The 22,689-nt window shown below is 75.6% G+C and carries 16 protein-coding genes and 2 tRNA genes; 7 read left to right on the top strand and 11 right to left on the bottom strand.

The features are described from left to right. Window positions 1-60: 60 nt before the first annotated feature. The 5 genes from clpX to ACRYM2_RS10515 all read right to left on the bottom strand — a co-directional run bounded on the left by clpX (window position 61) and on the right by ACRYM2_RS10515 (window position 4,782). Window positions 61-1,350 (bottom strand): ATP-dependent Clp protease ATP-binding subunit ClpX, encoded by a 1,290-nt coding sequence (gene clpX, locus ACRYM2_RS10535; protein WP_432522094.1) that lies wholly within the window; start codon window positions 1,348-1,350, stop codon window positions 61-63. Between the two features lie 204 nt (window positions 1,351-1,554). Continuing rightward, entirely contained in the window at window positions 1,555-2,232 is a 678-nt protein-coding gene (locus tag ACRYM2_RS10530; RefSeq protein ID WP_432522092.1) for an ATP-dependent Clp protease proteolytic subunit, read from the bottom strand. A 28-nt stretch (window positions 2,233-2,260) separates the two neighbouring features. Continuing rightward, entirely contained in the window at window positions 2,261-2,836 is a 576-nt protein-coding gene (locus ACRYM2_RS10525; RefSeq protein WP_166614346.1) for a ClpP family protease, read from the bottom strand. Window positions 2,837-3,078: 242 nt separating this feature from the next. After that, the gene (tig, locus tag ACRYM2_RS10520) at window positions 3,079-4,548 is read right to left on the bottom strand and encodes a trigger factor (protein ID WP_432522090.1); all 1,470 of its coding nucleotides are present in this window, start codon (window positions 4,546-4,548) and stop codon (window positions 3,079-3,081) included. Between the two features lie 160 nt (window positions 4,549-4,708). Beyond that, window positions 4,709-4,782 (bottom strand) — tRNA-Pro (locus tag ACRYM2_RS10515). Window positions 4,783-4,889: 107 nt separating this feature from the next. Between ACRYM2_RS10515 and ACRYM2_RS10510 the strand changes: the two genes are divergently transcribed. Both ACRYM2_RS10510 and ACRYM2_RS10505 read left to right on the top strand, forming a co-directional pair. Further along, a tRNA-Gly gene (locus ACRYM2_RS10510) sits at window positions 4,890-4,960 on the top strand. Between the two features lie 566 nt (window positions 4,961-5,526). Beyond that, window positions 5,527-6,756 carry a glycerate kinase gene (locus ACRYM2_RS10505; RefSeq protein ID WP_432522106.1) on the top strand — a complete coding sequence of 410 codons (1,230 nt, stop codon included), beginning with the start codon at window positions 5,527-5,529 and terminating at the stop codon, window positions 6,754-6,756. Here the strand turns inward: ACRYM2_RS10505 and ACRYM2_RS10500 are convergent. The 3 genes from ACRYM2_RS10500 to ACRYM2_RS10490 all read right to left on the bottom strand — a co-directional run bounded on the left by ACRYM2_RS10500 (window position 6,713) and on the right by ACRYM2_RS10490 (window position 8,698). Continuing rightward, on the bottom strand, window positions 6,713-7,510 hold the full coding sequence (locus tag ACRYM2_RS10500) for an Fpg/Nei family DNA glycosylase (RefSeq protein WP_432522087.1): 798 nt from the start codon (window positions 7,508-7,510) through the stop codon (window positions 6,713-6,715). The two genes, ACRYM2_RS10505 and ACRYM2_RS10500, sit on opposite strands and share 44 nt — an antisense overlap. Continuing rightward, on the bottom strand, window positions 7,510-8,004 hold the full coding sequence (locus ACRYM2_RS10495; RefSeq protein ID WP_432522085.1) for a ribose-5-phosphate isomerase: 495 nt from the start codon (window positions 8,002-8,004) through the stop codon (window positions 7,510-7,512). Before ACRYM2_RS10495 ends, ACRYM2_RS10500 begins: the two co-directional genes overlap by 1 nt. Window positions 8,005-8,077: 73 nt before the next feature. Next, window positions 8,078-8,698: a mycothiol-dependent nitroreductase Rv2466c family protein gene (locus tag ACRYM2_RS10490; protein WP_432522083.1), complete on the bottom strand. Its 621-nt coding sequence runs from the start codon at window positions 8,696-8,698 to the stop codon at window positions 8,078-8,080. A gap of 147 nt (window positions 8,699-8,845) precedes the next feature. On the opposite strand from ACRYM2_RS10490, the gene pepN reads away from it, so the two are divergent. Further along, complete coding sequence (pepN, locus tag ACRYM2_RS10485) at window positions 8,846-11,401, top strand: aminopeptidase N (protein ID WP_432522081.1); 2,556 nt, start codon at window positions 8,846-8,848, stop codon at window positions 11,399-11,401. Between the two features lie 72 nt (window positions 11,402-11,473). Here the strand turns inward: pepN and ACRYM2_RS10480 are convergent, their stop codons facing one another. Continuing rightward, the gene (locus tag ACRYM2_RS10480) at window positions 11,474-11,797 is read right to left on the bottom strand and encodes a WhiB family transcriptional regulator (RefSeq protein ID WP_432522104.1); all 324 of its coding nucleotides are present in this window, start codon (window positions 11,795-11,797) and stop codon (window positions 11,474-11,476) included. Window positions 11,798-11,841: 44 nt separating this feature from the next. Between ACRYM2_RS10480 and ACRYM2_RS10475 the strand changes: the two genes are divergently transcribed. Then, window positions 11,842-12,357: an N-acetyltransferase gene (locus ACRYM2_RS10475; protein WP_432522079.1), complete on the top strand. Its 516-nt coding sequence runs from the start codon at window positions 11,842-11,844 to the stop codon at window positions 12,355-12,357. On the opposite strand, the gene ACRYM2_RS10470 is transcribed toward ACRYM2_RS10475, so the two are convergent. Both ACRYM2_RS10470 and malQ read right to left on the bottom strand, forming a co-directional pair. Continuing rightward, window positions 12,326-15,373, bottom strand: a complete 3,048-nt coding sequence (locus ACRYM2_RS10470; protein ID WP_432522077.1) for an AfsR/SARP family transcriptional regulator — start codon at window positions 15,371-15,373, stop codon at window positions 12,326-12,328. The two genes, ACRYM2_RS10475 and ACRYM2_RS10470, sit on opposite strands and share 32 nt — an antisense overlap. Window positions 15,374-15,525: 152 nt before the next feature. Continuing rightward, complete coding sequence (malQ, locus tag ACRYM2_RS10465; RefSeq protein WP_432522075.1) at window positions 15,526-17,712, bottom strand: 4-alpha-glucanotransferase; 2,187 nt, start codon at window positions 17,710-17,712, stop codon at window positions 15,526-15,528. Between the two features lie 89 nt (window positions 17,713-17,801). On the opposite strand from malQ, the gene ACRYM2_RS10460 reads away from it, so the two are divergent. Genes ACRYM2_RS10460 through ACRYM2_RS10450 form a run of 3 tightly spaced genes read left to right on the top strand, consistent with a single transcriptional unit; the run spans window position 17,802 to window position 22,688 of the window. After that, the gene (locus tag ACRYM2_RS10460) at window positions 17,802-19,967 is read left to right on the top strand and encodes a prolyl oligopeptidase family serine peptidase (protein WP_432522073.1); all 2,166 of its coding nucleotides are present in this window, start codon (window positions 17,802-17,804) and stop codon (window positions 19,965-19,967) included. Between the two features lie 48 nt (window positions 19,968-20,015). Next, on the top strand, window positions 20,016-21,089 hold the full coding sequence (locus ACRYM2_RS10455) for a mechanosensitive ion channel family protein (RefSeq protein ID WP_432522071.1): 1,074 nt from the start codon (window positions 20,016-20,018) through the stop codon (window positions 21,087-21,089). Window positions 21,090-21,134: 45 nt separating this feature from the next. Next, entirely contained in the window at window positions 21,135-22,688 is a 1,554-nt protein-coding gene (locus ACRYM2_RS10450) for an SDR family oxidoreductase (RefSeq protein WP_432522069.1), read from the top strand. Window position 22,689 lies beyond the last annotated feature (1 nt).

The raw sequence follows: 22,689 nt of genomic DNA, 5'->3' as shown, positions 1-22,689 counted from the left end.
CCCCGCACCAGCTGGTGCGGGGCCCTCGCTCGTGCGCTCCCGGCCGGGTGGACCGCTGGGTCAGGCGGACTTCTCGCGGCGCTCGCGCGGCTTGCGCTGCGGCGCCTCGCGCGGCACGAGCGTCGGGTTGACGTTCTTCAGCACGACCTCGCGGGTCACCACCACGCGGGCGATGTCGTCGCGGCTGGGGACGTCGAACATCACGGGGAGCAGGACCTCCTCGATGATGGCGCGCAGACCGCGGGCACCGGTCCCCCGCAGGATCGCCTGGTCGGCCACGGCCTCCAGCGCGTCGTCGGTGAACTCCAGCTCCACCCCGTCCAGCTCGAACATCCGCTGGTACTGCTTGGCCAGGGCGTTGCGGGGCTCGGTGAGGATGCGCACGAGGGCCTCGCGGTCGAGGTTCTCCACCGAGGTGATGACCGGCAGGCGACCGATGAACTCGGGGATGAGCCCGAACTTCATGAGGTCCTCGGGCATGACGTCGGCGAAGGTCGGCTCGGCCGCCGCGGCCGACGTCGGGCGCAGCTGGGCGCCGAAGCCGAGGCCCTGCTTGCCGGAGCGGGACTCGATGATGCGGTCCAGGCCGGCGAAGGCCCCGCCCACGATGAACAGCACGTTCGTCGTGTCGATCTGGATGAACTCCTGGTGGGGGTGCTTGCGCCCGCCCTGCGGCGGCACGCTGGCGGTGGTCCCCTCGAGGATCTTCAGCAGGGCCTGCTGCACGCCCTCGCCGGACACGTCGCGGGTGATCGACGGGTTCTCCGACTTGCGGGCGATCTTGTCGACCTCGTCGATGTAGATGATGCCCGTCTCGGCCTTCTTGACGTCGTAGTCGGCGGCCTGGATGAGCTTGAGCAGGATGTTCTCGACGTCCTCGCCGACGTAGCCGGCCTCGGTGAGCGCCGTGGCGTCGGCGATCGCGAAGGGGACGTTGAGCATCTTGGCCAGCGTCTGCGCGAGGTAGGTCTTGCCGCAGCCGGTGGGACCGATGAGCAGGATGTTCGACTTGGCGATCTCGACCGCGTCGTCGCGGTTCTTGGCCGTCGGCTCACCGATCTGGATGCGCTTGTAGTGGTTGTAGACGGCCACCGCCAGCGACTTCTTGGCCGACGACTGGCCGATGACGTACTGGTCGAGGAAGTCGAAGATCTCCTTCGGCTTCGGCAGCTCCACCAGGCCCAGGTCGTTGGCCTCGGCGAGCTCCTCCTCGATGATCTCGTTGCAGAGGTCGATGCACTCGTCGCAGATGTAGACGCCGGGGCCCGCGATGAGCTTCTTGACCTGCTTCTGGCTCTTGCCGCAGAAGGAGCACTTCAGCAGGTCGCCACCGTCACCGATGCGTGCCACCGACGGATTCCTCTCCTCGTGCTGCTGGACCGCGACCCGGGGGCCGACGGGCGCACCGCCCGGTCGCGTCGCGTGCTGTCACGCTACCTGCCGGACACCTCGCGCCCGACCCATTACACGCCCCCGGGGGACACGGTGCCAGACCGGCCCCCCGGGCGCGCGCCTCGTGCTCACGCACTGCTACAGATGAGTGACGCTACGTGCTCAGCGCAGCTGCGGAGCCGCGGACGCCTTGCGGCTGGTGAGGACCTCGTCGATGAGCCCGTACTCGACGGCCTCGGCGGAGGTGAGGAACTTGTCGCGCTCGATGTCCTCGCGCACCTGCTCCACGCTGCGGTTGGAGTGGTGGGCCAGGGTCTCCTCCAGCCACGTGCGCATGCGCAGGATCTCGTTGGCCTGGATCTCCAGGTCGGAGGCCTGCCCGTAGTCGCCGCCGGCCATCGCCGGCTGGTGGATGAGGATGCGCGAGTTGGGCAGCGCGAAGCGCTTGCCCGGCGTGCCCGCGCCCAGCAGCACGGCCGCGGCCGAGGCCGCCTGGCCCATGCAGTACGTCTGGATGTCCGGGCGGATGTACTGCATCGTGTCGTAGATCGCCGTCAGCGCGGTGAAGGAGCCGCCCGGCGAGTTGATGTACATGATGATGTCGCGCTCGGTGTCCTGGGACTCCAGGACGATGAGCTGGGCGATGATGTCGTCCGCCGACGCGTCGTCCACCTGCACGCCGAGGAAGATGATCCGGTCCTCGAAGAGCTTGGTGTACGGGTCGGAGCGCTTCATCCCGTAGGACGTGCGCTCCTCGAACTGCGGCAGCACGTAGCGGGCGGACGGGCCGTACGCCGGGTCGAAGCGACCGGACTGCGGGTTCACGGGGCGGTCTCCCATCTGGTCGGGGTGCTGGAGGCGGAAGGGGTCACGCACCGGTGCCGCCCCCGCCCTCGACCTCGCTGGTGTGGCCCACGACGTGGTCGATGAGGCCGTACGCACGGGCCTCCTCCGCGGTGAACCAGCGGTCGCGGTCGGAGTCGGCGGTGATCTTCTCGAAGGTCTGACCGGAGTGCTGCGCGATCAGCTCGGCCATCTGCCGCTTGGTCATGATGATCTGCTCGGCGAGGATCTTGATGTCGCTCGCGGAGCCGCCGAGCCCGCCCAGGGGCTGGTGCATCATGATCTTGGCGTGCGGCAGGGCCGAGCGCTTGCCCGGGGCACCCGCGCACAGCAGGAACTGGCCCATCGAGGCCGCCAGCCCGGTGGCGATCGTCGCCACGTCCGGCTTGATGTACTGCATCGTGTCGTAGATCGACATGCCCGCGGAGACCGAGCCGCCGGGCGAGTTGATGTACATGAAGATGTCCGCGTCCGGGTCCTCGGCCGCGAGCAGCAGCAGCTGCGCGCAGATGGCGTTGGCCATCTCGTCCCGGACCTCGGAACCGAGCCAGATGATCCGCTGCTGCAGCAGCCGCTGGTAGACGTTGTCGTCCAGGCCCATGCCCGGCTGGTTGCCCCGGGCCTGCTGCGGCACCACCAGTCCCGGTGCGCTCAAGATCTCGCTCACGCTGTTCCCTGGCCCTCTCCTGGCGTCGACCACCCCCGGCCGGACGAGCCGGCGAGGGTCGGCGGAACCGTCCGCCGATCTCGATCGACCCTAACGCGCAGCCCCCGACGGCCATGTCGGGACCAGGCCCTTTTCGCTGTGGGCGCACCGCGGCGGGTGCGCCCACAGCGACGGGTTCAGCTCTTGTCGCCCTCGGTGGCGCCCTCGACGCCGGCCTCGGTGCCGCCGCCGGCGGAGGCCTGGTCGGCGACCTGCTCGGCCGCGGCCTGCTCGTCCTCGCCGGTCGGGTCGACCGTCTGGCCGGTCTCGTCCTGCCCGGAGGGCACCGGGCCCTCGGCGACCACGTCGGAGGTCACCGCGGCGGTCTCGCCCTCGTCCTCGCCCACGAGCTCCTCGAGGTCCACGGCGTTGCCGGAGGCGTCGGTGACCGTCGCCTGCTCCATCGCCACGGCCAGCGCCTTGCGGCGGCGGACCTCGGAGACCATCGAGGGCACCTGGCCGGCGCCGTCCACCATCTGCACGAACTGGTTGGGGTCCATGCCGTACTGCTGGGCCTGGCCGACCAGGTACTCGATGAGCTCGCCCTGCTCCACGCCGATCTCCTCGCGCTCGGCGAGGGCGTCCAGCAGCAGCTGGCTGCGGATGGCCTGGCGGGTGCTCTCCTCGATCTCCGCGCGGTGCTCGGCGTCCTCGAGGCGGTTCTCGCGCTCCAGGTGGGCGTGGATCTCCGCCTCCACCAGCGACTCGGGCACCGGCACCTCGACGACCTCGAGCAGCTTGTCGAGGACCTTGTCGCGCGCCTGCAGGCCCTGCTCGAAGCGCTTGGACTGCTCGACCTGCTTGAGCAGGTCGGCCCGCAGCTCCTCCAGGGTGTCGAACTCGCTGGCCAGCTGGGCGAAGTCGTCGTCGGCCTCGGGCAGCACGCGCTCCTTGACCGACTGCACGGTCACGGTGATCTGCGCGTCCTCGCCCTTGCGCTCCCCGCCGGCCAGCGGCGCGGCGAAGGTCGTCGAGTCCTCGGCCGACAGCCCGGTGAGCGCCTCGTCCAGGCCCTCGATCATGTTGCCCTGGCCGATGCGGTAGCTGATGCCCTTGGCCGTCTCGATCTCCTCGCCGTCGATCTCGGCGCGCAGGTCGATGGAGACGAAGTCGCCGTCGGCGGCGGCGCGGTCGACGCCGGTGAGGGTGCCGAAGCGCTCGCGCAGCGCGTCCAGGCGCGTCTGCACCTCCTCCTCGGGCACCTGCAGGTCGTCGACGGTGACGGCCAGGGTCGACAGGTCCGGCAGCTCCAGCGTCGGGCGGACGTCCACCTCGACGGAGAACTTCAGGTCACCGCCGTCCTTGGGGTCCGGCGCCTGAGAGACGTCGACGGTCGGCTGGCCCAGCGGGCGCAGGTCCGAGGCCTCGACGGCCTGCTGGTAAAACTTCGGCAGGGCGTCGTTGACGGCCTCCTCCAGCACCGCGGCGCGCCCGAAGCGCTGGTCGATGACGCGCGGCGGCACCTTGCCCCGGCGGAAGCCCGGCACCTGCACCTGACCGGCGATCGTCTTGTAGGCCTTGTCGAGACTGGGCTTCAGCTCGTCGTAGCCGACCTCGACGGTCAGCTTCACCCGGGTCGGGTTGAGGGTCTCGACGTCGCTCTTCACAGCAGGGATCTCCTGGGGTCTCTCCGCCGGGGCGGAGGTCGTGGTCAGGCGTGCGGGGGTGCCGGGGCTGCCCCGGCGCACCGCGGAATGCTAGCCGTCCGCGGCGGGGCCTCCCCTGCCCGACCGGCTCGCTGCTGCCAGCGACCGGTCGCGTGGTCCGTCGGGGTACCCGGATTCGAACCGGGGGCCTTCCGCTCCCAAAGCGGACGCGCTACCAAGCTGCGCCACACCCCGCGCACCGCCGCGCTGCCGGCGGTACTGCAGCAGGCTACCGCTCACGACCCGTTAAGCTGTGCCGCGAGGCGTCGGCCGGTCCTGCGGGCTGCCGGTGGGTGCTTCACGCGGGCGTAGCTCAATGGTAGAGCCCTAGTCTTCCAAACTAGCTACGCGGGTTCGATTCCCGTCGCCCGCTCCCCGGCCGGGCCGGTCCTCCAGGAGGGCCGGCCCGAGCTCGTCCTCCAGCACCTCCAGCAGCCGGCGCCACTGCCCCGGCGCCAGGTACGAGGGGTTGGAGCCCGCCGGCATCCGCAGCACCTCCGCACCCGCCAGCAGCGGGTCCGCGCGCAGCAGCGCGCGCGGCAGCGGCACGGGCAGCGGGCGCCAGCGCACGTCGACCGCCGCGTCCGGGCCGGGCTCCCCCGCCAGCTCCCCCACCGCGTGCACGCCCGCCTCCGGCCCGCTGCGCCACAGCAGGCACGGCTGCCCCGCGGCCATCAGCCCCAGGCGGTAGGACGGGCGCACGCACCGGCGCACGAGCGCTCCCGCGACGGGCAGCGGCACCGGCGCGGCGGACTTCAGCACCCAGCACCCCACGTCGTGCGGCGTCAGCCGCGGTGTCGCCCGCCCCGTCGTCCGTCCCGTCGCCCGTCCCGTCGCCCGTCCCGTCGCCACCGCCCCATGGTGGCGCGCGGACGCGCCGGTGCGGGCACCGGGCGTCCCGCGCGCGCCGCCGGCTGGCAGGCTGCGGGCGTGGCACCGCTGCTGACGCCCCGGGCCGGGCTCCCGCTGCACGTCGTCGTCGCGCCCGACAAGTTCAAGGGGTCGCTGACCGCGCTCGAGGTGGCCGAGCGGATCGGCACCGGCTTCGGCGCGGGCTTCGCGGCCGCCCTGGCGCCCGGCGCGCCCGCCCGCCCCGAGCCCGTGCTGCGCACCACCGCCCTGCCCGTCGCCGACGGCGGCGAGGGCACCGTCGAGGCGGCGCTGGCCGCCGGCTGGCGGCCCCTGCGGGTGCAGGTGGCCGGCCCCACCGGCCAGCGGGTGCCCGCCGTGCTGGCCCGCGACGGCGACGTCGCCCTCGTGGAGATGGCGCAGGCCTCCGGGCTGGACCGGCTGCCCGGCGGCCGGCGCGCACCGCTGGCGGCGAGCACCCGCGGCACCGGCGAGCTGGTGCGCGCGGCGCTGGACGACGGCGCCCGCGAGCTCGTGCTCGCCGTCGGCGGCAGCGCCTCCACCGACGGCGGGGCGGGGCTGCTCGCCGCGCTGGGTGCCCGGCTGCTGGACGCCGAGGGGGCCCCGGTCCCCGACGGCGGGGCGGGCCTGGCCCGGCTGGCGCGCGTCGAGCTCGACGGCCTGGACCCGCGGGCGCGCCGGGCGCGCTGGACGCTGGCGGCGGACGTGGACAACCCGCTGCTGGGCGAGCGCGGCGCCGCCGCCGTCTTCGGACCGCAGAAGGGCGCGAGCGCGGCCGACGTCGCCGTCCTGGAGGCCGCGCTGACCCGCTTCGCGGACGCGCTGGCCGCCGCCGGCGCGCAGGACGCGCGCGAGCTCGCGGGGGCCGGCGCCGCGGGCGGCACGGGGCTGGTGGCGCTCGGGCTGCTCGGCGCCCGGCGGCGCCCCGGTGTCGAGGTCGTCCTGGAGCTGGCCGGCTGGGCGCACCGCACGGCCGGCGCCGACCTCGTGATCACCGGGGAGGGCAGCTTCGACGAGCAGTCGCTGGGCGGCAAGACCCCGGTGGGGGTGGCCGCGGCGGCCGCCCGGCTCGGCGCACCCGTCGTCGTCCTCAGCGGGCGGCGGGCGCTGGCGCAGCAGCGCTGGCGGGCGGCCGGGTTCACCGACGCGCGCGCCCTCACCGACCTGGAGCCCGATCCCGCCACGTGCATCGCGCACGCCGGGGCGCTGCTGGAGCGGCTGGCGCGCGGGCTCGGCGCCGAGGTCGCGGCCGAGCTCAGCGCGGCTGGCAGGTGGGGCACCAGGCCAGGTGCCGGCTGACCATCTGCGCGTACGCCACCGGCGTCCCGCAGACGCGGCACGGCAGCCCCGCGCGGCGGTAGACGTAGAAGACGTCGTCCACCGTCGGCCTCCCGCGCGGGCGGGTGCGGTGCTCGGGGCGCGTGGTGACGATCCGGCCGGCGCGCAGCCCGGCGCGCAGCAGGACGAGGAGGTCCCCCCACAGCGCCTGCCAGTCCGCCGGGTCCACCTCGCGGCCGGGCCGGTAGGGGTTGATGCCGGTGCGGAAGAGCACCTCGGCGCGGTAGATCGCCCCGACGCCGGCCACGACCTCCTGCTGCATGAGCAGGGCGCCGATGCTGGTGCGCGAGCGCGCGATGCGCTCGTAGGCGCGGGCCGGGTCGGCGTCGGCGCGCAGCGGGTCGGCGCCGAGGCGGGCGTGCAGGGCCGCGACGCCGGCGGGGTCGAGGACCTCGCAGGCCGTGGGGCCGCGCAGGTCCGACCAGCCGCCCTCGCCCTGCAGCCGCACGCGGACGGCGCCGCGCGGGGGCGGCGGCTGCCCGTCCCCGACCGTCCACGCCCCGTAGAGGCCGAGGTGGACGTGCAGCACGCGCCCGCCGCCGAAGTCGGCGAGCAGGTGCTTGCCGTGCGCCTCGGCGCCCTCCAGCCGCCGCCCGTCCAGCAGGGCGGCGCCGTCGGCGAAGCGGCCCTGCGGGCTGCTGGCGCGGACCTCGCGCCCGCCGAAGCGCTCGCGCACCCGGCGGGCGTCGCGGTGGACGGTGTGCCCCTCCGGCATCAGGCCCCGTCGCCGGAGCGCTCCCCGTCCGGCAGCGCGGGCAGCTCGCCGGTCCGCGCGTAGGCGGTGAGCATCTCGATGCGGCGCACGTGGCGGGGGTCGTTCGAGAACGGCGTCGCCAGGAAGACGTCCGCCAGGCGGGTGGCCTCCTCGGGCGAGTGCATGCGCGCGCCGATGCCGACGACCTGGGCGTCGTTGTGCTCGCGCGCCAGCCGGGCGGTGTCCTCCGACCAGGCCAGGGCGCAGCGGATGCCCGGCACGACGTTGGCGGCGATCTGCTCGCCGTTGCCGGAGCCGCCGATGACGATGCCCAGGCTGCCCGGCTCCTGCGAGACCGCGACGGCCGCGCGCAGCACGAACGGCGGGTAGTCGTCGCTCGCGTCGTAGGCGTGGGCCCCGTGGTCGACCACGTCGTGGCCCTGCTCGCGCAGGTGCGCCACGAGGTGCTCCTTGAGCTCGAAGCCGGCGTGGTCGGTCCCGATGTGCACGCGCATGGGCGCAAGCTTGGCAGGCCCGCGCGCGGGCGGCGCGCGGGGGCGGCGCGCGGGGGCGGCGCGCGGGGTGGGCTCAGTCGAAGACGGGGCCCTGGGTGCGGGTGCGCTTGAGCTCGAAGAAGCCGGGGACGCCGGCCACGAGCAGGCAGCCGTCCCACAGCCGGCCGGCCTCCTCGCCCTTGGGCGCGGGGGTGACGACGGGCCCGAAGAAGGCCACGTCGCCGAAGGCCACGACGGGGGTGCCCACGTCCTCGCCCACGCGCTCGATGCCCTCGCGGTGGGAGGCGCGCAGCTCGGTGTCGTAGGTGTCGCTGCGCGCCGCCGCGGCGAGGTCGGCGGGCAGGCCCACCTCGGCCAGCGCCTGCTCGACCACGACGTCGAAGTCCTTCTCCCCGCCGGGGTGGATGCGGGTGCCCATGGCCGTGTAGAGCGGCAGGACGACGTCCTCGCCGTGCAGCAGCCGCGCGGCGGTCACCACGCGCACCGGCCCCCAGCCCCTGGCCATGAGCTCCTGGTACTCCGGCGGCAGGTCGCGGCCCTCGTTGAGCACCGACAGGCTCATCACGTGCCAGCGCACGCGCACCTCGCGCACGCGCTCGACCTCGAGCATCCAGCGCGAGGTCATCCAGGCCCAGGGGCACATCGGGTCGAACCAGAAGTCGGCGGTGGCGGTCGCGGCGGCGCTCGTCGTCATGCGGCTCATCCTGCCCCCGGCCGCCGGGCCCGGCGAGGGCGAGGGCCGCCCGGGTCCGCCGCCCCCGCGTCGGCGCCTCGTGGCAGAGTGCTCGGCACCGCGCCGGACGCCGTCCGCGCGCAGCGGCCACGACTGGAAGGACGTGCGGTGCCCGGCGAGAACCTGACGCGCGAGGAGGCGCGGACCCGCGCCGCGCTCGTGCGGGTCGACCACTACGACGTCGACCTGGACCTGACGACCGGACCGGAGACGTTCCGCTCGACCACCGCGGTGCGCTTCACCGCGACGGCCGGCGCCTCGACGTTCATCGACCTCATCAGCGCGGCCGTGCACGAGGTCGTGCTCAACGGCCGCGCGCTGGACCCGGCGGCCGTCAGCGACGGCGTGCGGGTGCAGCTGGACGACCTCGCCGCCGACAACGAGCTGCTCGTCGTGGCCGACTGCCGCTACATGAACACCGGCGAGGGCCTGCACCGCTTCGTGGACCCGGTCGACGACGAGGTCTACCTCTACTCGCAGTTCGAGGTCGCCGACTCCCGGCGGGTCTACGCGGTCTTCGAGCAGCCCGACCTCAAGGCCGAGTTCACCTTCACCGTCACCGCGCCCGAGCACTGGCGGGTGATCTCCAACGCCCCCGTCGCCGCCACGCACCCGGTCGAGGCCGGCAAGCGGTGGACCTTCGAGCGCACGCCGCGGCTGTCGTCCTACGTCACCGCGGTCGTCGCCGGTCCCTACGAGGGCTCCGAGGACTCCCTGGTCAGCGCCGACGGCCGGACGGTCCCGCTGGGGGTGTACTGCCGCAAGTCGCTCGTGCAGCACCTCGACGCGCACAACGTCGTGGCCACCACGAAGGCCGGCTTCGAGTTCTTCGAGCGCGAGTTCGACCGCCCGTACCCCTTCGCCAAGTACGACCAGGTCTTCGTTCCCGAGTTCAACGCGGGCGCCATGGAGAACGCCGGCGCGGTGACCTTCGTGGAGTCCTACGTCTTCCGCTCCAAGGTCCCCCAGGCCACCGTCGAGCGCCGCGTCGTGACGGTCCTGCACGAGCTGGCGCACATGTGGTTCGGCGACCTGGTGACGATGCGCTGGTGGAACGACCTGTGGCTCAACGAGTCGTTCGCCGAGTTCGCCTCCACGCTGGCCGCCGCGGAGGCGACGGAGTGGAAGGGCTCGTGGACGACCTTCAACTCCCTGGAGAAGTCCTGGGCCTACCGCCAGGACCAGCTGCCGACCACGCACCCGATCGTCGCCGAGATCAACGACCTCGAGGACGTCGAGGTCAACTTCGACGGCATCACCTACGCCAAGGGCGCCAGCGTCCTCAAGCAGCTGGTCGCCTACGTGGGCCGCGAGGAGTTCCTGGCCGGGGTGCGGGCCTACTTCCGCCGGCACGCCTTCGGCAACACCGAGCTCGTCGACCTGCTGCGCGAGCTGGAGGCCACCTCCGGGCGCGACCTCGGCGCCTGGTCGCGCGAGTGGCTGGAGACCGCGGGCGTGGCGACGCTGCGCCCGGTGCTGCAGACGGCCGAGGACGGCACGATCACCGCGGCCTCGCTGCGGCAGGAGGCCCCCGCCGAGCACCCGCACCTGCGCGCGCACCGGCTGGCGATCGGCTGCTACGACCTCGTCGACGGGGTGCTGACGCGCACCGCGCGCTTCGAGCTGGACGCGGCGGGGGCCGCCACCGACCTGCCGCAGCTGGTGGGCCGCCCGCGCCCGGACCTGCTGCTGGTCAACGACGACGACCTCGCCTACGCCAAGATCCGGCTCGACGAGGTCTCGCTGGCCACCGCGCTGCAGCACCTGGACGCCTTCGACGAGTCGCTGCCGCGCTCGCTGGTGGCGGCGGCGCTGTGGGACATGACCCGCGACGGGGAGCTGCCCGCGCGCGAGTACGTCGACCTGCTGCTGAGCACGCTGCTGCCGGGCCGGGCGGCCACCGCCGACTCCACCGTGGCGCTGGTGCTGCTGCGCCAGCTGAGCACGACGGTGGAGCTCTACACCGCGCCGGCGCACCGCGAGCAGGTGCGCGCCCGCACGGCCGGCACGCTGCTGCAGCTGCTGCGGGCGGCGGCGCCCGGCAGCGACGTGCAGCTGCAGTTCGCGCGCTCCTTCGCCGGCTTCGCGCGCAGCGAGGAGCACCTGGCGGTCATCGCCGGGCTCTACGACGGCTCGCAGGCCATCGAGGGCCTGGAGGTGGACGCCGACATGCGCTGGGTGCTGCTCACCTCGCTGGTGGCCGGCGGCCGCGCCGGCGCGGCCGAGGTCGAGGTCGAGCTCGAGCGCGACCGCACCGCCACGGGCCAGCGCTCGGCGGCGGCGGCCCGGGCGGCGATCCCCGCGCCCGAGGCCAAGCAGCAGGCGTGGCGCGCCGTCGTGGACGAGGGCGACCTGCCCAACGCCGTCCAGGCCTCGGTGATCGCCGGTTTCGGCCGGGCGCACGAGGAGTCGCTGCTGCGCCCCTTCGTGGAGCCGTACTTCGCCGCGCTGCGCACGGTGTGGGCCGAGCGCACCAACGAGATGGCGCAGCAGGTGGTCACGGGCCTGTACCCGCTCGACCTCGCCGACGCCGCGCTGCTCGAGCGCACCGACCGGTGGCTGGCCGAGGAGGGCGACGCTCCCCCGGCGCTGCGCCGGCTGGTGCTGGAGAACCGCGACGGCGTGGCGCGCGCGCTGCGCGCCCAGGAGCGCGACGCCTCCTGAGGCACCCCGCTCCCGGAGCACCCGGCTCCGGGAGCGCCCGGCCCACCGCCCGCGCGGGGTCCCCGTGGCCGCTCAGACGGCGACGGGCACCTTGCGCGGGCGGCCGCGGCCGCGCTTGAACGGGACGGCCACGCCGTCGACGAACAGCTCACCGCCCCAGACGCCGACGGGTTCGCGGCGCTCGGTGGCGCCCGCCAGGCAGGCGGCGCGCACGGGGCAGTCGGCGCACAGCGCCTTGGCCACCGCGACCTGGTCGGGGCGCTCGACGAAGAAGACCTCCGGCGGCGTCAGCGTGCACGGGACGTTCTCGGTGATCTCGACCACGGCAGCAGCGTGGAGGGCCGGGCTTGCACCCCGGCTGCGAGCGGCCTCCGCGCACCCGCCGGCACCGGCCAGCGGGGTGCAAGGCCACGGCAAGGCGCGGGCCCGAGGGTGGTGGCATGGCGCACCCCACGACCCCCGCCGACCCCTGGCTGCCGTCCTGGTTCCGGCACCCCACCCGGCTCGAGCTGGGCAGCGGTCACCACCTGCGCCCGTTGCGCGCCCTCGACCTCGACCTCGACCTGCCCGCCGTGCGCGGCTCCCGCGAGCACCTGTGGTCCTGCTTCGGCGAGGCCTGGGGCTGGCCGCCGGCGGAGCTGGCCGCGGCCGACGACCTGTGCGACCTGCAGCGCCAGGAGCGCGAGATGGCCGAGCGCCTCTCGTTCTCCTACGCCCTCTTCGACGAGGCCGAGAGCGAGCTGCTGGGCTGCGTCTACCTGGACCCGCCCCGCGGCGGCACCGGCGAGGCGGACGTGGACGTCACCTGGTGGGTGGTCGACGCGCTGCGCGGCGGGGCGGTCGACGACCTGCTGGGCGCGGCCGTGGTGACCTGGGTGCGCCGCTGCTGGCCGTTCACCCGGCCCCGCTTCGTGGGGCTGGACCTCAGCTGGCGGGACTGGGCCCGGCTGCCGTGACGGGCCGCACGAGGCCGGCGGTGCGCACGGACTCGGCCACCGGGGCCCGGCGGCCGGCCGCCAGCTCCTGCGCGTAGCGCTGCTCGCCCAGCTCGTCGCACAGGCGCCTCTCGGCGGCGTCGCGGCCCACGCCGTCGCTGAGGTAGTAGTTGTGGACCTCGAAGCCGACGGTCTCGCGGGCCGCGCTCGCCGCCCCCAGCAGGCGCACCAGCGCCGCGGCGTCCTCCCCGCCGCCTGCGCCGGAGGCGCGCAGCACCACCAGCGCCTCCAGGAAGTAGGCCAGGTTGGCCAGGTCGCCCATCTGCTCGGACAGCTCGATGCCCTCCTGCAGGTGGCGCAGCGCCCGGGCCGGGTCGGTGCCCGCCTCGACCTGCGCGAGGTTGTAGAGGGCCAGGAAGGTGGCCAGGCGGTCACCGTCGCGGCGCGCCAGCGCCAGACCGCTCTCGACCTGGCGCCGGGCCGCGTCGGCGTCCCCGGCGCGCAGGTGCACGGTGCCCAGCCACACCCTGTTGAGCCGGACGATCCACGGCCCGTAGGTGTCCTGCGGCAGGTCGCGCGCCAGCTCGATCGCCCGCTGGTGCGCCTCGGCGGCGCCCGCCAGGTCCCCGCCGACCTGTGCGCAGATGCCGATGCCGGCGATGCAGTTCGCGCGCGCCTCCTCCCGCTCGACCGGGTCGACGCCGACGGCGCGCTCGGCGTCGGCGAGCGCCCGCGCCCAGCTCCCGGTCGCCGCGGGGAAGTCGCCCTGGGCGAAGGTCATCGCGCCCAGCGCGATCCGGGCCCGGACCGGCACGAGCGCCGACGGGCCCTCCAGCGGGCTGCCGGCGCTGGCGTCCACGACGGCCTGCGCGCAGCGGCGGCCGACGAGCACGTGACCGCGCAGCCACCAGAACAACCAGGCCGCCCACGTCAGCCGGGCCGCGGTGGCGTGCTCCCCGGCCGCCATCGCCCACTCGAAGGCCGCGAGCACGTTGGCGTGCTCGAGCTCGGTGCGCTGCAGCCAGTCGACCTGCCCGGGACCCCGGTACTGCGGAGCCGCCCGCTCCAGCAGCCGCACGTGGGCCTCGGCGTGCGCGCGGGAGACCTCCTCGAGCTCGTCGTCGCCCAGCAGGCGGCGGGCGTGCTGCTGCGTCGGCACGAGCATCGCGTAGCGGGGCTCGCCGTCGGGGAAGCCGACCGTCACCAGGGAGGTCTCGACCAGCGCCTCGAGCTGCTCGAGGACGCCGGGTCCCTCGACGTCCTCCAGGACGGGCAGCGTCCAGCCGCCGGTGAAGACGGACAGCCGGCGGTACAGGCGCCGGGTGGGCTCGTCGAGCAGCCCGTAGCTCCAGTCCAGGGTGGCGCGCATGGTGCGCTGGCGGGCGGGCAGGTCGCGCGGGCCGGAGGTCAGGGCCTGGTCGAGCCGGCTGAGCAGCTCGGCGGGGCCCAGGACGCGGATGCGCGGGGCCGCCAGCTCGATGGCCAGCGGGATCCCGCCGAGCGCGCGGCAGATGTCCGCGACGACGGCGGCGTTGCGCTCGTCGACGACGAAGCCGGGGGCGACCGCACGGGCCCGCTCGGCGAACAGCTGGACCGCCGGGGCCCCCAGCACGTCCTCGACCCCGGTGCCGGCGGGCACCCGCAGCGGTGCGACGCGGTGCTCCACCTCCCCGCTGACGCGCAGGGGGGCGCGGGAGGTGGCCAGCACGACCACCTGCGGGCAGCGGCGCACCAGCGCCGCGATGTCGACCGCCGCGTCGAGCAGGTGCTCGCAGTTGTCCAGCACGAGCAGCGCCCGGCCGGCGCCCAGCTGCGCGACGACGGCGGCGAGGGCGTGCGGACCCTCCGCGGCGGGCAGCCCGAGGGCCCGCACGACGGCCGGCAGCACGGCTGCCGCGTCGTCGAGGACGGCCAGCGGCACGAACACCGTCCCGTCGGGGAAGCGGTCGGCGGCGGCCAGCGCCGCGGCGACGGCCAGCCGGGTCTTGCCGACCCCGCCGGTGCCGGTGAGGGTCACCAGCCGTTCCCGCTCCAGCACGTCGAGCAGGCGCTCCAGGTCCTCGGAACGGCCCAGCAGCGGCGTCGTCGCCAGCGGCAGCGCGTCCGGCACCACCGCCGGGCGGGCGGTCCCCGCGCCGGCCGGACCCGGCTCGGACCCCACCGCGGGACCCGCTGCGGGACCGGTCGCGGGAGCCGGCTCGGCACCGGTCGCGAGGGCCGGCTCGGCACCGGTCGCGGGGGCCGGCTCGGCACCGGCCGTGGAGCCGGGCGCGGCGGGGGCCTCCAGCGCGGGGTCCTGGCGCAGCACCGCCTCGTGCAGCCTGCGCAGCTGCGGGCCGGGGTCGATGCCCAGCTCCTCGGCGAGCAGCCGCCGGCCGTCCTCGAAGGCCTGCAGGGCGTCGGCCTGGCGCCCGCACCGGTAGAGCGCGAGCACGAGGGCTGCGCGCAGCTCCTCGCGCAGCGGGTGCGCCAGCACCAGCTCCTGCAGGTCGGGCACGACCTCGTGGTGCCGGCCGAGCACGAGGTCCAGGCGGGCGGCCAGCTCCACGCCCTCCAGCCGCAGGTTCTCCAGGCGGCGGGCCTCCTGGCGGGCGAACTCGGCCTCCACGTCGGCGTAGGCCGGCCCGCGCCACAGCCGCAGCGCTTCGGCGACGTCGCCGCGGGCCCCGGCCGGGTCGCTGCCCGCGGCGGCCAGCGCGCGGCGCAGCAGCTGCTCGAAGCGGGCGACGTCCAGGGACTCCGGCGCCAGCGCGAGCTGGTAGCCGGGGGCGCGGGTGAGCAGCACCTGCCAGGGGCCGGCGCCCGGCTCCAGCAGCCGGCGCAGCCGGGAGACCGAGCTGTGCAGGGTGGAGGTGGCCGGCCGCATCCCGGCGTCCTCCCAGACCCGCTCGGCGAGCACGGAGGCGGGCACGACGCGCCCGGCGTCGACGACGAGCGCGGCCAGCACGGTGCGCAGCGTCGGCGACAGCACCGCCGCCGCCGCGGAGGAACCCACCTCGAGGGCGCCCAGCACCCGCACCGCCACACCGGAGCGCACGGGCACACCGTAGCGACCGGGCGGCGCGCGCACGGCCAGTCGGCGCACAGGGGCTCGCAAGCCCGCTGCAAGGCGCGCCTGTCACGGTGGTCGTGCTCCAGGGGGGAGCGCCGGGACCCGCTCCGGGGGGAGGCGGGTCCCGGCACGAGCGCTCAGCCGGCCGGCGGCGGGGGGTCGCCGGCCGCGGGCACGCCCGTGCGCACGGCCTCGTCGACCGCCCGCGCCAGCGACTGCGCGCGCGGGTTCGCCGGCAGCTCGTCCAGCAGGACCACCTGCCCGTCGGGCCCGGTGAGCGGCATCCGCCAGTTCGGGTACTCGTCGGAGGTGCCCGGCTGGTTCTGGGTGCGCCGGTCGCCCACGGCGTCGACCAGGGAGACCCCGACCATCAGCGAGGGCGACAGCGCGAGGTAGCGGTGCAGCGCCTCCACGGTCTCCTGCTCACCGGCGTCCTCGGCCAGCAGGCCGCGCTCGCGGACCAGGCCGAGGATGCGCTCCTGCTCGGCGCGGTCGCGGGCGCGCTCGGTCTCCACGGGCTGGGTCAGCAGGCCCAGCCGGTCGCGCAGCGCGACGTGCTCCTGGGCGAGGTAGCCCGCCGTCGGGGGCAGGTCGTGCACCGTGACGCTGGCCAGCGCGAGCTCGCGGTAGTCCTCGGGCGCGCGGGGGGAGGAGCCGTCGTACTCGAACCACAGGACCGCGCTGCCGAGGATGCCGCGCTCGGCGAGGTAGTCGCGCACCCACGGCTCCACGGTGCCGAGGTCCTCGCCGACGAGCACGGCGCCGGCGCGCTGCGCCTCCAGGGCCAGGATCCCGATGAGCGCCTCGTGGTCGAAGGTGACGTAGGTGCCCTGCGAGGGCGGGGCGCCCTGCGGGATCCACCACAGGCGGAACAGGCCCAGGACGTGGTCGACGCGCAGGCCGCCGGCGTGGCGCAGGATCGTGCGGACCATGTCGCGGAAGGGCCGGTAGGCCAGGTCGGCCAGGCGGTCGGGCCGCCACGGCGGCTGGCTCCAGTCCTGGCCCTGCTGGTTGAAGGCGTCCGGCGGGGCGCCCACCGTGACGCCGTGGGCGAGGGCGTCGCCCAGCGACCACACGTCGGCGCCGTCGGGGTGCACGCCCACGGCGAGGTCGTGGACGATGCCCGGCCCGGTGCCCGGGGCGGTGGCGGCGTCCTGGGCCTCGCGCAGCTGCTCGTCGCACTGCCACTGCAGCCAGCGGTGGAAGTCGATGCGCTCGGCGAGCTCGTCGAGCGCGCCGCTGGCGCGGGCGGCCTCGAGGTCGCGCACCTGCTCGGGCCACTCGGCGGTGGGCAGGCCGTGGCGCTCGGCGAGCGCGCACCAGGCCGCGAAGCCGGTCAGGCCCGGCTCCTCGGCGGCCGCGTAGCGGCGGAAGGCCGCCTCGCGGGCGGGCGTGCGGCCGGCGGCGTGGACGAGCTCCAGCGCCTCGCGCTTGGCGGCCCAGGCGGCGTCGCGGTCGATCTCGCCGGGGTCGGTGTCGGCGGGGCGCACGCGCTCGGCCAGGCGCTCGAGGCGGGCGCGCTCGGCCGCCGGCAGGTAGGCGACCTCCCGGACGTCCTCCACGCGCAGGTACAGCGGGTTGACGAAGCGCCGCGTCGTCGGCAGGTACGGGGAGGGCTCCATGGGCGGCACCGGTTGCGCGGCGGCGAGCGGGTTGACCAGCAGCCAGCCGGCGCCCTGCCCGGCGGCGAGCGCGGACAGCTCGGCCAGGTCGGCCAGGTCGCCGACGCCCCACGAGCGCGAGGAGCGCACCGAGTACAGCTGCGCCTGGTAGCCCCAGCTGCGCCCGCTCTGCAGGGCCGGCGGCAGCTCCAGCACGTCCGGGGTGACCACGACGGGGCACTCGGCCTCGCCGCCGGGGGTGCGCGCGCGCAGCACGTGCCAGCCCAGCGGCAGGTCGTCGGGCACCTCGAACGTGGCCCGGCCGGTGAGCCGGCCGTCCACGCGCAGCGGGTCGACCCAGCGGTCGACCTGCCGCAGCGGCGCCCAGCCGTCGCCGCCCTCGAGCTCGACGACGACCTCGACGGGGTCGCCGTGCGGGACGTGCACGGGCACGTGGTGCGCGCGCCCCTCGCGGGTGACCACCACGGGGGGCAGCACCCGCCGCCAGGCCCGCTGGCGCACCTCGGCGAGGGAGGCCTCGACGGAGGCGGGCGTGGAGACGTCCAGGCCCATGGCGGTCAGGACCGCCTCGACCGTGCTGCGGGGCACGGTCGTCGTCTCCCCCTGCCAGTCCGTGAAGGTGGTGGCGACGCCGCAGGCTGCGGCCAGGTCGGTCAGCTGCGGAGCCAGCCGGGGCTGCTCGACGCGCTCGTCGGAGGACACCCGGCGACTCTGCCAGAGGTGCGGCCGGTCGGCACCCGGCGGCCCGGGGCGGCGGGCACGGGCGCCCGGCCCTCCCTAGGGTGGCGGGCATGGACGCCCAGCCCTCCCGCAGCGCGGGTCCCGGACCGGAGCTGGCCCCCCGGCTCGACGTGGTCGACGACCTGCACGGCACCCCGGTCGCCGACCCCTACCGGTGGCTGGAGGACCGCGACGACCCGCGCACGCGGGCGTGGTCGCGCTGGCAGGACGAGGCGTGGTCGCGGTGGGCGGGCGGGCACCCGGGCGCGGCGCGCCTGGAGGAGCGGGTGCGCGAGCTGATGTCGACGGGGTCGGTGGGTGCGCCCGTGCACCGCGGCGAGCGGGTCTTCCGCGGCCGGCGCGACCCCGCCGCCGAGCACGCGGTGGTGCAGGTGCGCGACGGCGACGGACCGGTGCGCGTGCTCGTGGACCCGGCCGCGCTGGACCCCGGCGGGACGACGACCCTGGACGCCTGGCGGCCCAGCGTGGAGGGCGACCTGCTGGCCTACCAGCTCTCCGAGGGCGGCAGCGAGGAGAGCGTCCTGCGGGTGCTGGACGTGACCAGCGGCGAGGTCGTCGACGGCCCGGTGGACCGGGCGCGCTACTCCCCCGTGGCGTGGCTGCCGGCGCGCGAGGGCGTGGAGCACCGCGAGTTCTACTACGTGCGCCGGCTGCCGCCCGAGCAGCTGCCCGAGGACGAGCGCCAGTACCACCGGCGCGTCTACCTGCACCGGCTGGGCACCGACCCCGCCACCGACGTCGAGGTGTTCGGCGCCGGCATGTCGAAGACCAACTACTACGGCGCGTGGACCTCCCGCGACGGCCGCTGGCTGGTCGTCAGCGCCTCCGACGGGACGGCGCCGCGCAACGACGTGTGGATCGCCGACCTCACCGACCCCGCCGGCGGCGGTGCGGCGGCACCGCGGTTCACCCCGGTCGTCACCGGCCTGGACGCGCAGACCAGCGCGTGGGTGGGCCGCGACGGGCGGCTGTACGTGCTCACCGACCTGGACGCCCCGCGCGGGCGGCTGGCGGTGGCCGACCCGGCCGCCCCGGGCGTCGAGCACTGGCGCGACCTCGTGCCGCAGGGCGAGGCCCTGCTCGACGACGTCGCGGTCCTCGACGGCCCGCAGCTGGAGCGGCCGCTGCTGGTGGTGGGCTGGACCGAGCACGCGATCAGCTCGGTGAGCCTGCACGACCTGGCCTCGGGCGCGCGGCTGGAGGGTGCGCGCGGGCGGCTGGAGCTGCCGGGGACGGGGTCGATCGGCGGTCTGGTCACGCGCCCGGAGGGCGGGCACGAGCTGTGGTTCGGCTACACCGACACCACGACGCCGACGCACGTGTGGCGCTTCGACGCCCGCACGCACGACGTCGTGCTGGACGCGCGCCCGCCGGGGGCCGTCGAGGTGCCCGCGGTGGTCAGCCGGCTGCTGGAGTACCCCAGCGCCGACGGCACGACGGTGCGCCTGCAGGTGACCGCGCGCCGCGACCTGCTCGACGCCGACGGCCGGCCGCTCGCCCCGGCGCCGACGGTCCTGTACGGCTACGGCGGCTTCGGCATCAGCCTGTCCCCGCACTACGCCCCCGACGCGCTGGCGTGGGTGGAGGCGGGCGGGGTGTACGCGGTGGCCAACCTGCGCGGCGGCGGCGAGGAGGGCGAGGACTGGCACCGCGCCGGCATGCGCGAGCACAAGCAGAACGTCTTCGACGACTTCCACGCCGCGGCCCGCTCCCTGGTGGCCGAGGGCTTCACCACCCACGAGCAGCTGGCCGTGCACGGCGGCTCCAACGGCGGGCTGCTGGTGGGGGCGGCGCTGACCCAGCAGCCGCAGCTGTACGCGGCGGTCGTGTGCTCCGCGCCGCTGCTGGACATGGTCCGCTACGAGCTGCACGGGCTGGGCGCGACGTGGAGCGACGAGTACGGCACGGCCGCCGACCCCACCGAGCTCGGCTGGCTGCTGTCGTACTCGCCGTACCACCACGTGGTGGAGGGCACCGCCTACCCGGCGGTGCTGTTCACCGTCTTCGACGCCGACAGCCGGGTGGACCCGCTGCACGCGCGCAAGATGTGCGCCGCCCTGCAGCACGCCACCTCCTCCGACCCCGGACGGCGGCCGGTGCTGTTGCGCCGGGAGGAGGACGTGGGGCACGGTGCCCGTTCGGTCTCGCGCAGCGCGGGGCTGGTCCGCGACACGCTGGCCTTCGCCGCCTGGGCCACCGGCCTGCCCCTGCTCTGACCGCGCCCGCCCCGACCTCGACCCGATCCCGAAGGAGCCGCTCCCCCCGTGCTGGACCCCATCACCGACGCCCTGTCCGGTGTCACCACCGGCGACGCGACCGACGGCGCCGGCGCCGTGCTGCGGTTCCTGCTCGACAAGCCGCTGAAGGTCGTCGTCGTCCTGCTCGTCTGCTTCGTCGCCCGCTTCCTGCTCATGCGGCTCATCGGCCGGGTGGCCACGGGCATCGCGACGGGGGCGGGCAAGCTGGGCGGTGGGCGCCGCAACGGGCTGCTGGAGAGCTCGCCGCTGCTGTCCGAGCGCCGCCAGCAGCGCGCCGAGACGCTCGCCTCGGTGCTCAAGAGCACCGTCACCTTCGTCATCGGCGTCCTCGCGGTGCTGGTGGTGCTGGACACGATCGGCATCTCCATCGGCCCGTTCCTGGCCTCGGCGGGGATCGCGGGCGTCGCCCTGGGCTTCGGGGCGCAGGCGCTGGTGAAGGACTTCCTGTCCGGCTTCTTCATGCTCGCCGAGGACCAGTACGGCGTCGGCGACGTCGTCGACCTCGGGGACGCCTCGGGCACCGTGGAGGCCGTCGGGCTGCGGGTGACGCGGCTGCGCGACGTCAAGGGCACCGTCTGGTACGTGCGCAACGGCGAGATCCTGCGCGTGGGCAACCAGAGCCAGGGCTGGGCGCGGGCCGTCGTCGACGTGGCCGTCGCCTACGGCGAGGACCTCACCCGCGCCCAGGAGGTCCTGCTGCGGGTGGCCGAGCAGCTGGCGGGCGAGGAGGAGTGGTCCGAGCTGGTCATCGACGCCCCCGAGGTGTGGGGCGTGGAGCAGATGGCCGCGGACGGGATCGTGCTGCGGGTGGTCGTCAAGACCGCGCCGCTGCAGCAGTGGGCGGTGCAGCGGGAGCTGAACCGCCGCATCAAGGGCGCCTTCGACGCCGAGGGCATCGAGTTCCCCTTCCCCCAGCGCACCGTGTGGCTGCGCAACGACGACGAGCGGCGCCCGCAGCAGCGCCCGGCCGGCGCCCCCGCGGCGGGGGTGACCCCGCAGCCGCCGCCGCGCAGCGAGGCCGACGTGGCCGCCGCCGACGCCGCGGCCGCCGACGCGCACAACCCCCACCGGGGGCTGTGAGGCCGCCGGCTCGCGGGGGTGCCCGCCCGCTCGCACACTGACCGGGTGAGCGACACCACCCCCACCGCGCAGCTGCCCGGCACGCCCTCGGGCGGGGGCCGGCTGGCTCTCGTCACGGGGGTCAGCGGCTACATCGGCGGCCGCCTGGTGCCCGAGCTGCTGGCGGTGGGCTTCCGGGTGCGGGCGATGGCCCGCCGCCCGGAGGTCCTGCGCGACCGGCCGTGGGCCGGGCAGGTGGAGGTGGTGCGCGCCGACGCCACCGACCCGCAGGCGGTGGCGCGGGCGCTGGAGGGCGTGGACGTCGCCTACTACCTCATCCACGCCATGAGCGGCGGCGGGTCGTTCTCGGCGGTGGACCGCCGCACCGCGCGCACGTTCGCGCGGGCCGCGACGGCCCAGCGCGTGGGGCGCATCGTCTACCTCGGCGGGCTGTTCCCCGACGGCGAGGAGCTGTCGACGCACATGGAGTCGCGCCGGGAGGTCGGGGAGATCCTGCTGGACTCCCCCGTGCCGACGACCGTGCTGCGCGCCGCGGTGATCCTGGGCTCGGGCTCGGCGAGCTTCGAGATGATGCGCCACCTCACCGAGCGGCTGCCGGCGATGGTCTGCCCGGCGTGGGTGAGCAACCGCATCCAGCCGATCGCGGTGCGCGACGTGCTGCGCTACCTCGTCGGCTCGGCCGACATGCCGCCCGAGGTCGACCGCGCCTTCGACATCGGCGGCCCGGACGTGCTGACCTACCTGGAGATGATGCGCGGCTACGCCGAGGTCGCCGGGCTGCCCAAGCGGCGGGTGCTGCCGGTGAAGGTGATGTCCCCGAGCCTGTCCAGCCACTGGGTGGGCGTGGTGACGCCGGTGCCCAAGGAGATCGCCCGCCCGCTCGTGGAGAGCATGGTGCACGAGGTCGTCTGCGAGGAGCACGACATCGCGCGGTTCGTGCCCGACCCGCCGGAGGGGCTGATCGGCTTCCGGGAGGCGGTGGAGCTGGCGCTGCAGCGCGTGCGGGAGGCCAACGTGGCGACCCGGTGGAGCTCGGCGTCGGTGCCGGGCGCACCCAGCGACCCGCTGCCCTCGGACCCCGACTGGGCCGGCGGCAACCTCTACGTCGACGACCGCACGACCGTGGTGGACGCTCCCCCGCACGTGCTGTGGCGGGTGCTGGAGGGCATCGGCGGGGACAGCGGCTGGTACTCGTGGCCGATGGCGTGGGCGGTGCGCGGGGTGATGGACCGCTTCTCCGGCGGGCCGGGGCTGGTGCGCGGCCGGCGCGACCCGCACCACCTCGTGGTCGGCGACGCCGTCGACTGGTGGCGGGTGGAGGAGCGCGAGGAGGACCGGCTGCTGCGGCTGCGCGCGGAGATGCGGCTGCCGGGGCTGGCGTGGCTGGACCTGCAGGTGCAGACCGACCCCGTCGGGCGCACGCTGTTCCGCCAGCGGGCGCTGTTCCACCCGCGGGGGCTGGCCGGGCAGGCGTACTGGGCGGCGATCAGCCCGTTCCACGACGTCGTCTTCGGCGGGATGCAGCGCAACGTGCGGCGGGCGGCGGAGGAGCGGGCTCGTGCGCAGGCCCGTCCGGCAGGGGAGACACTGGTGGCGTGAG

Origin of the sequence: Kineococcus aridisoli (assembly GCF_050871885.1) — a bacterium.
Classification (GTDB): domain Bacteria; phylum Actinomycetota; class Actinomycetes; order Actinomycetales; family Kineococcaceae; genus Kineococcus.
The sequence above is the reverse complement of the archived record's forward strand: the minus strand, read 5'-3'. Positions and strand labels throughout refer to the sequence as shown.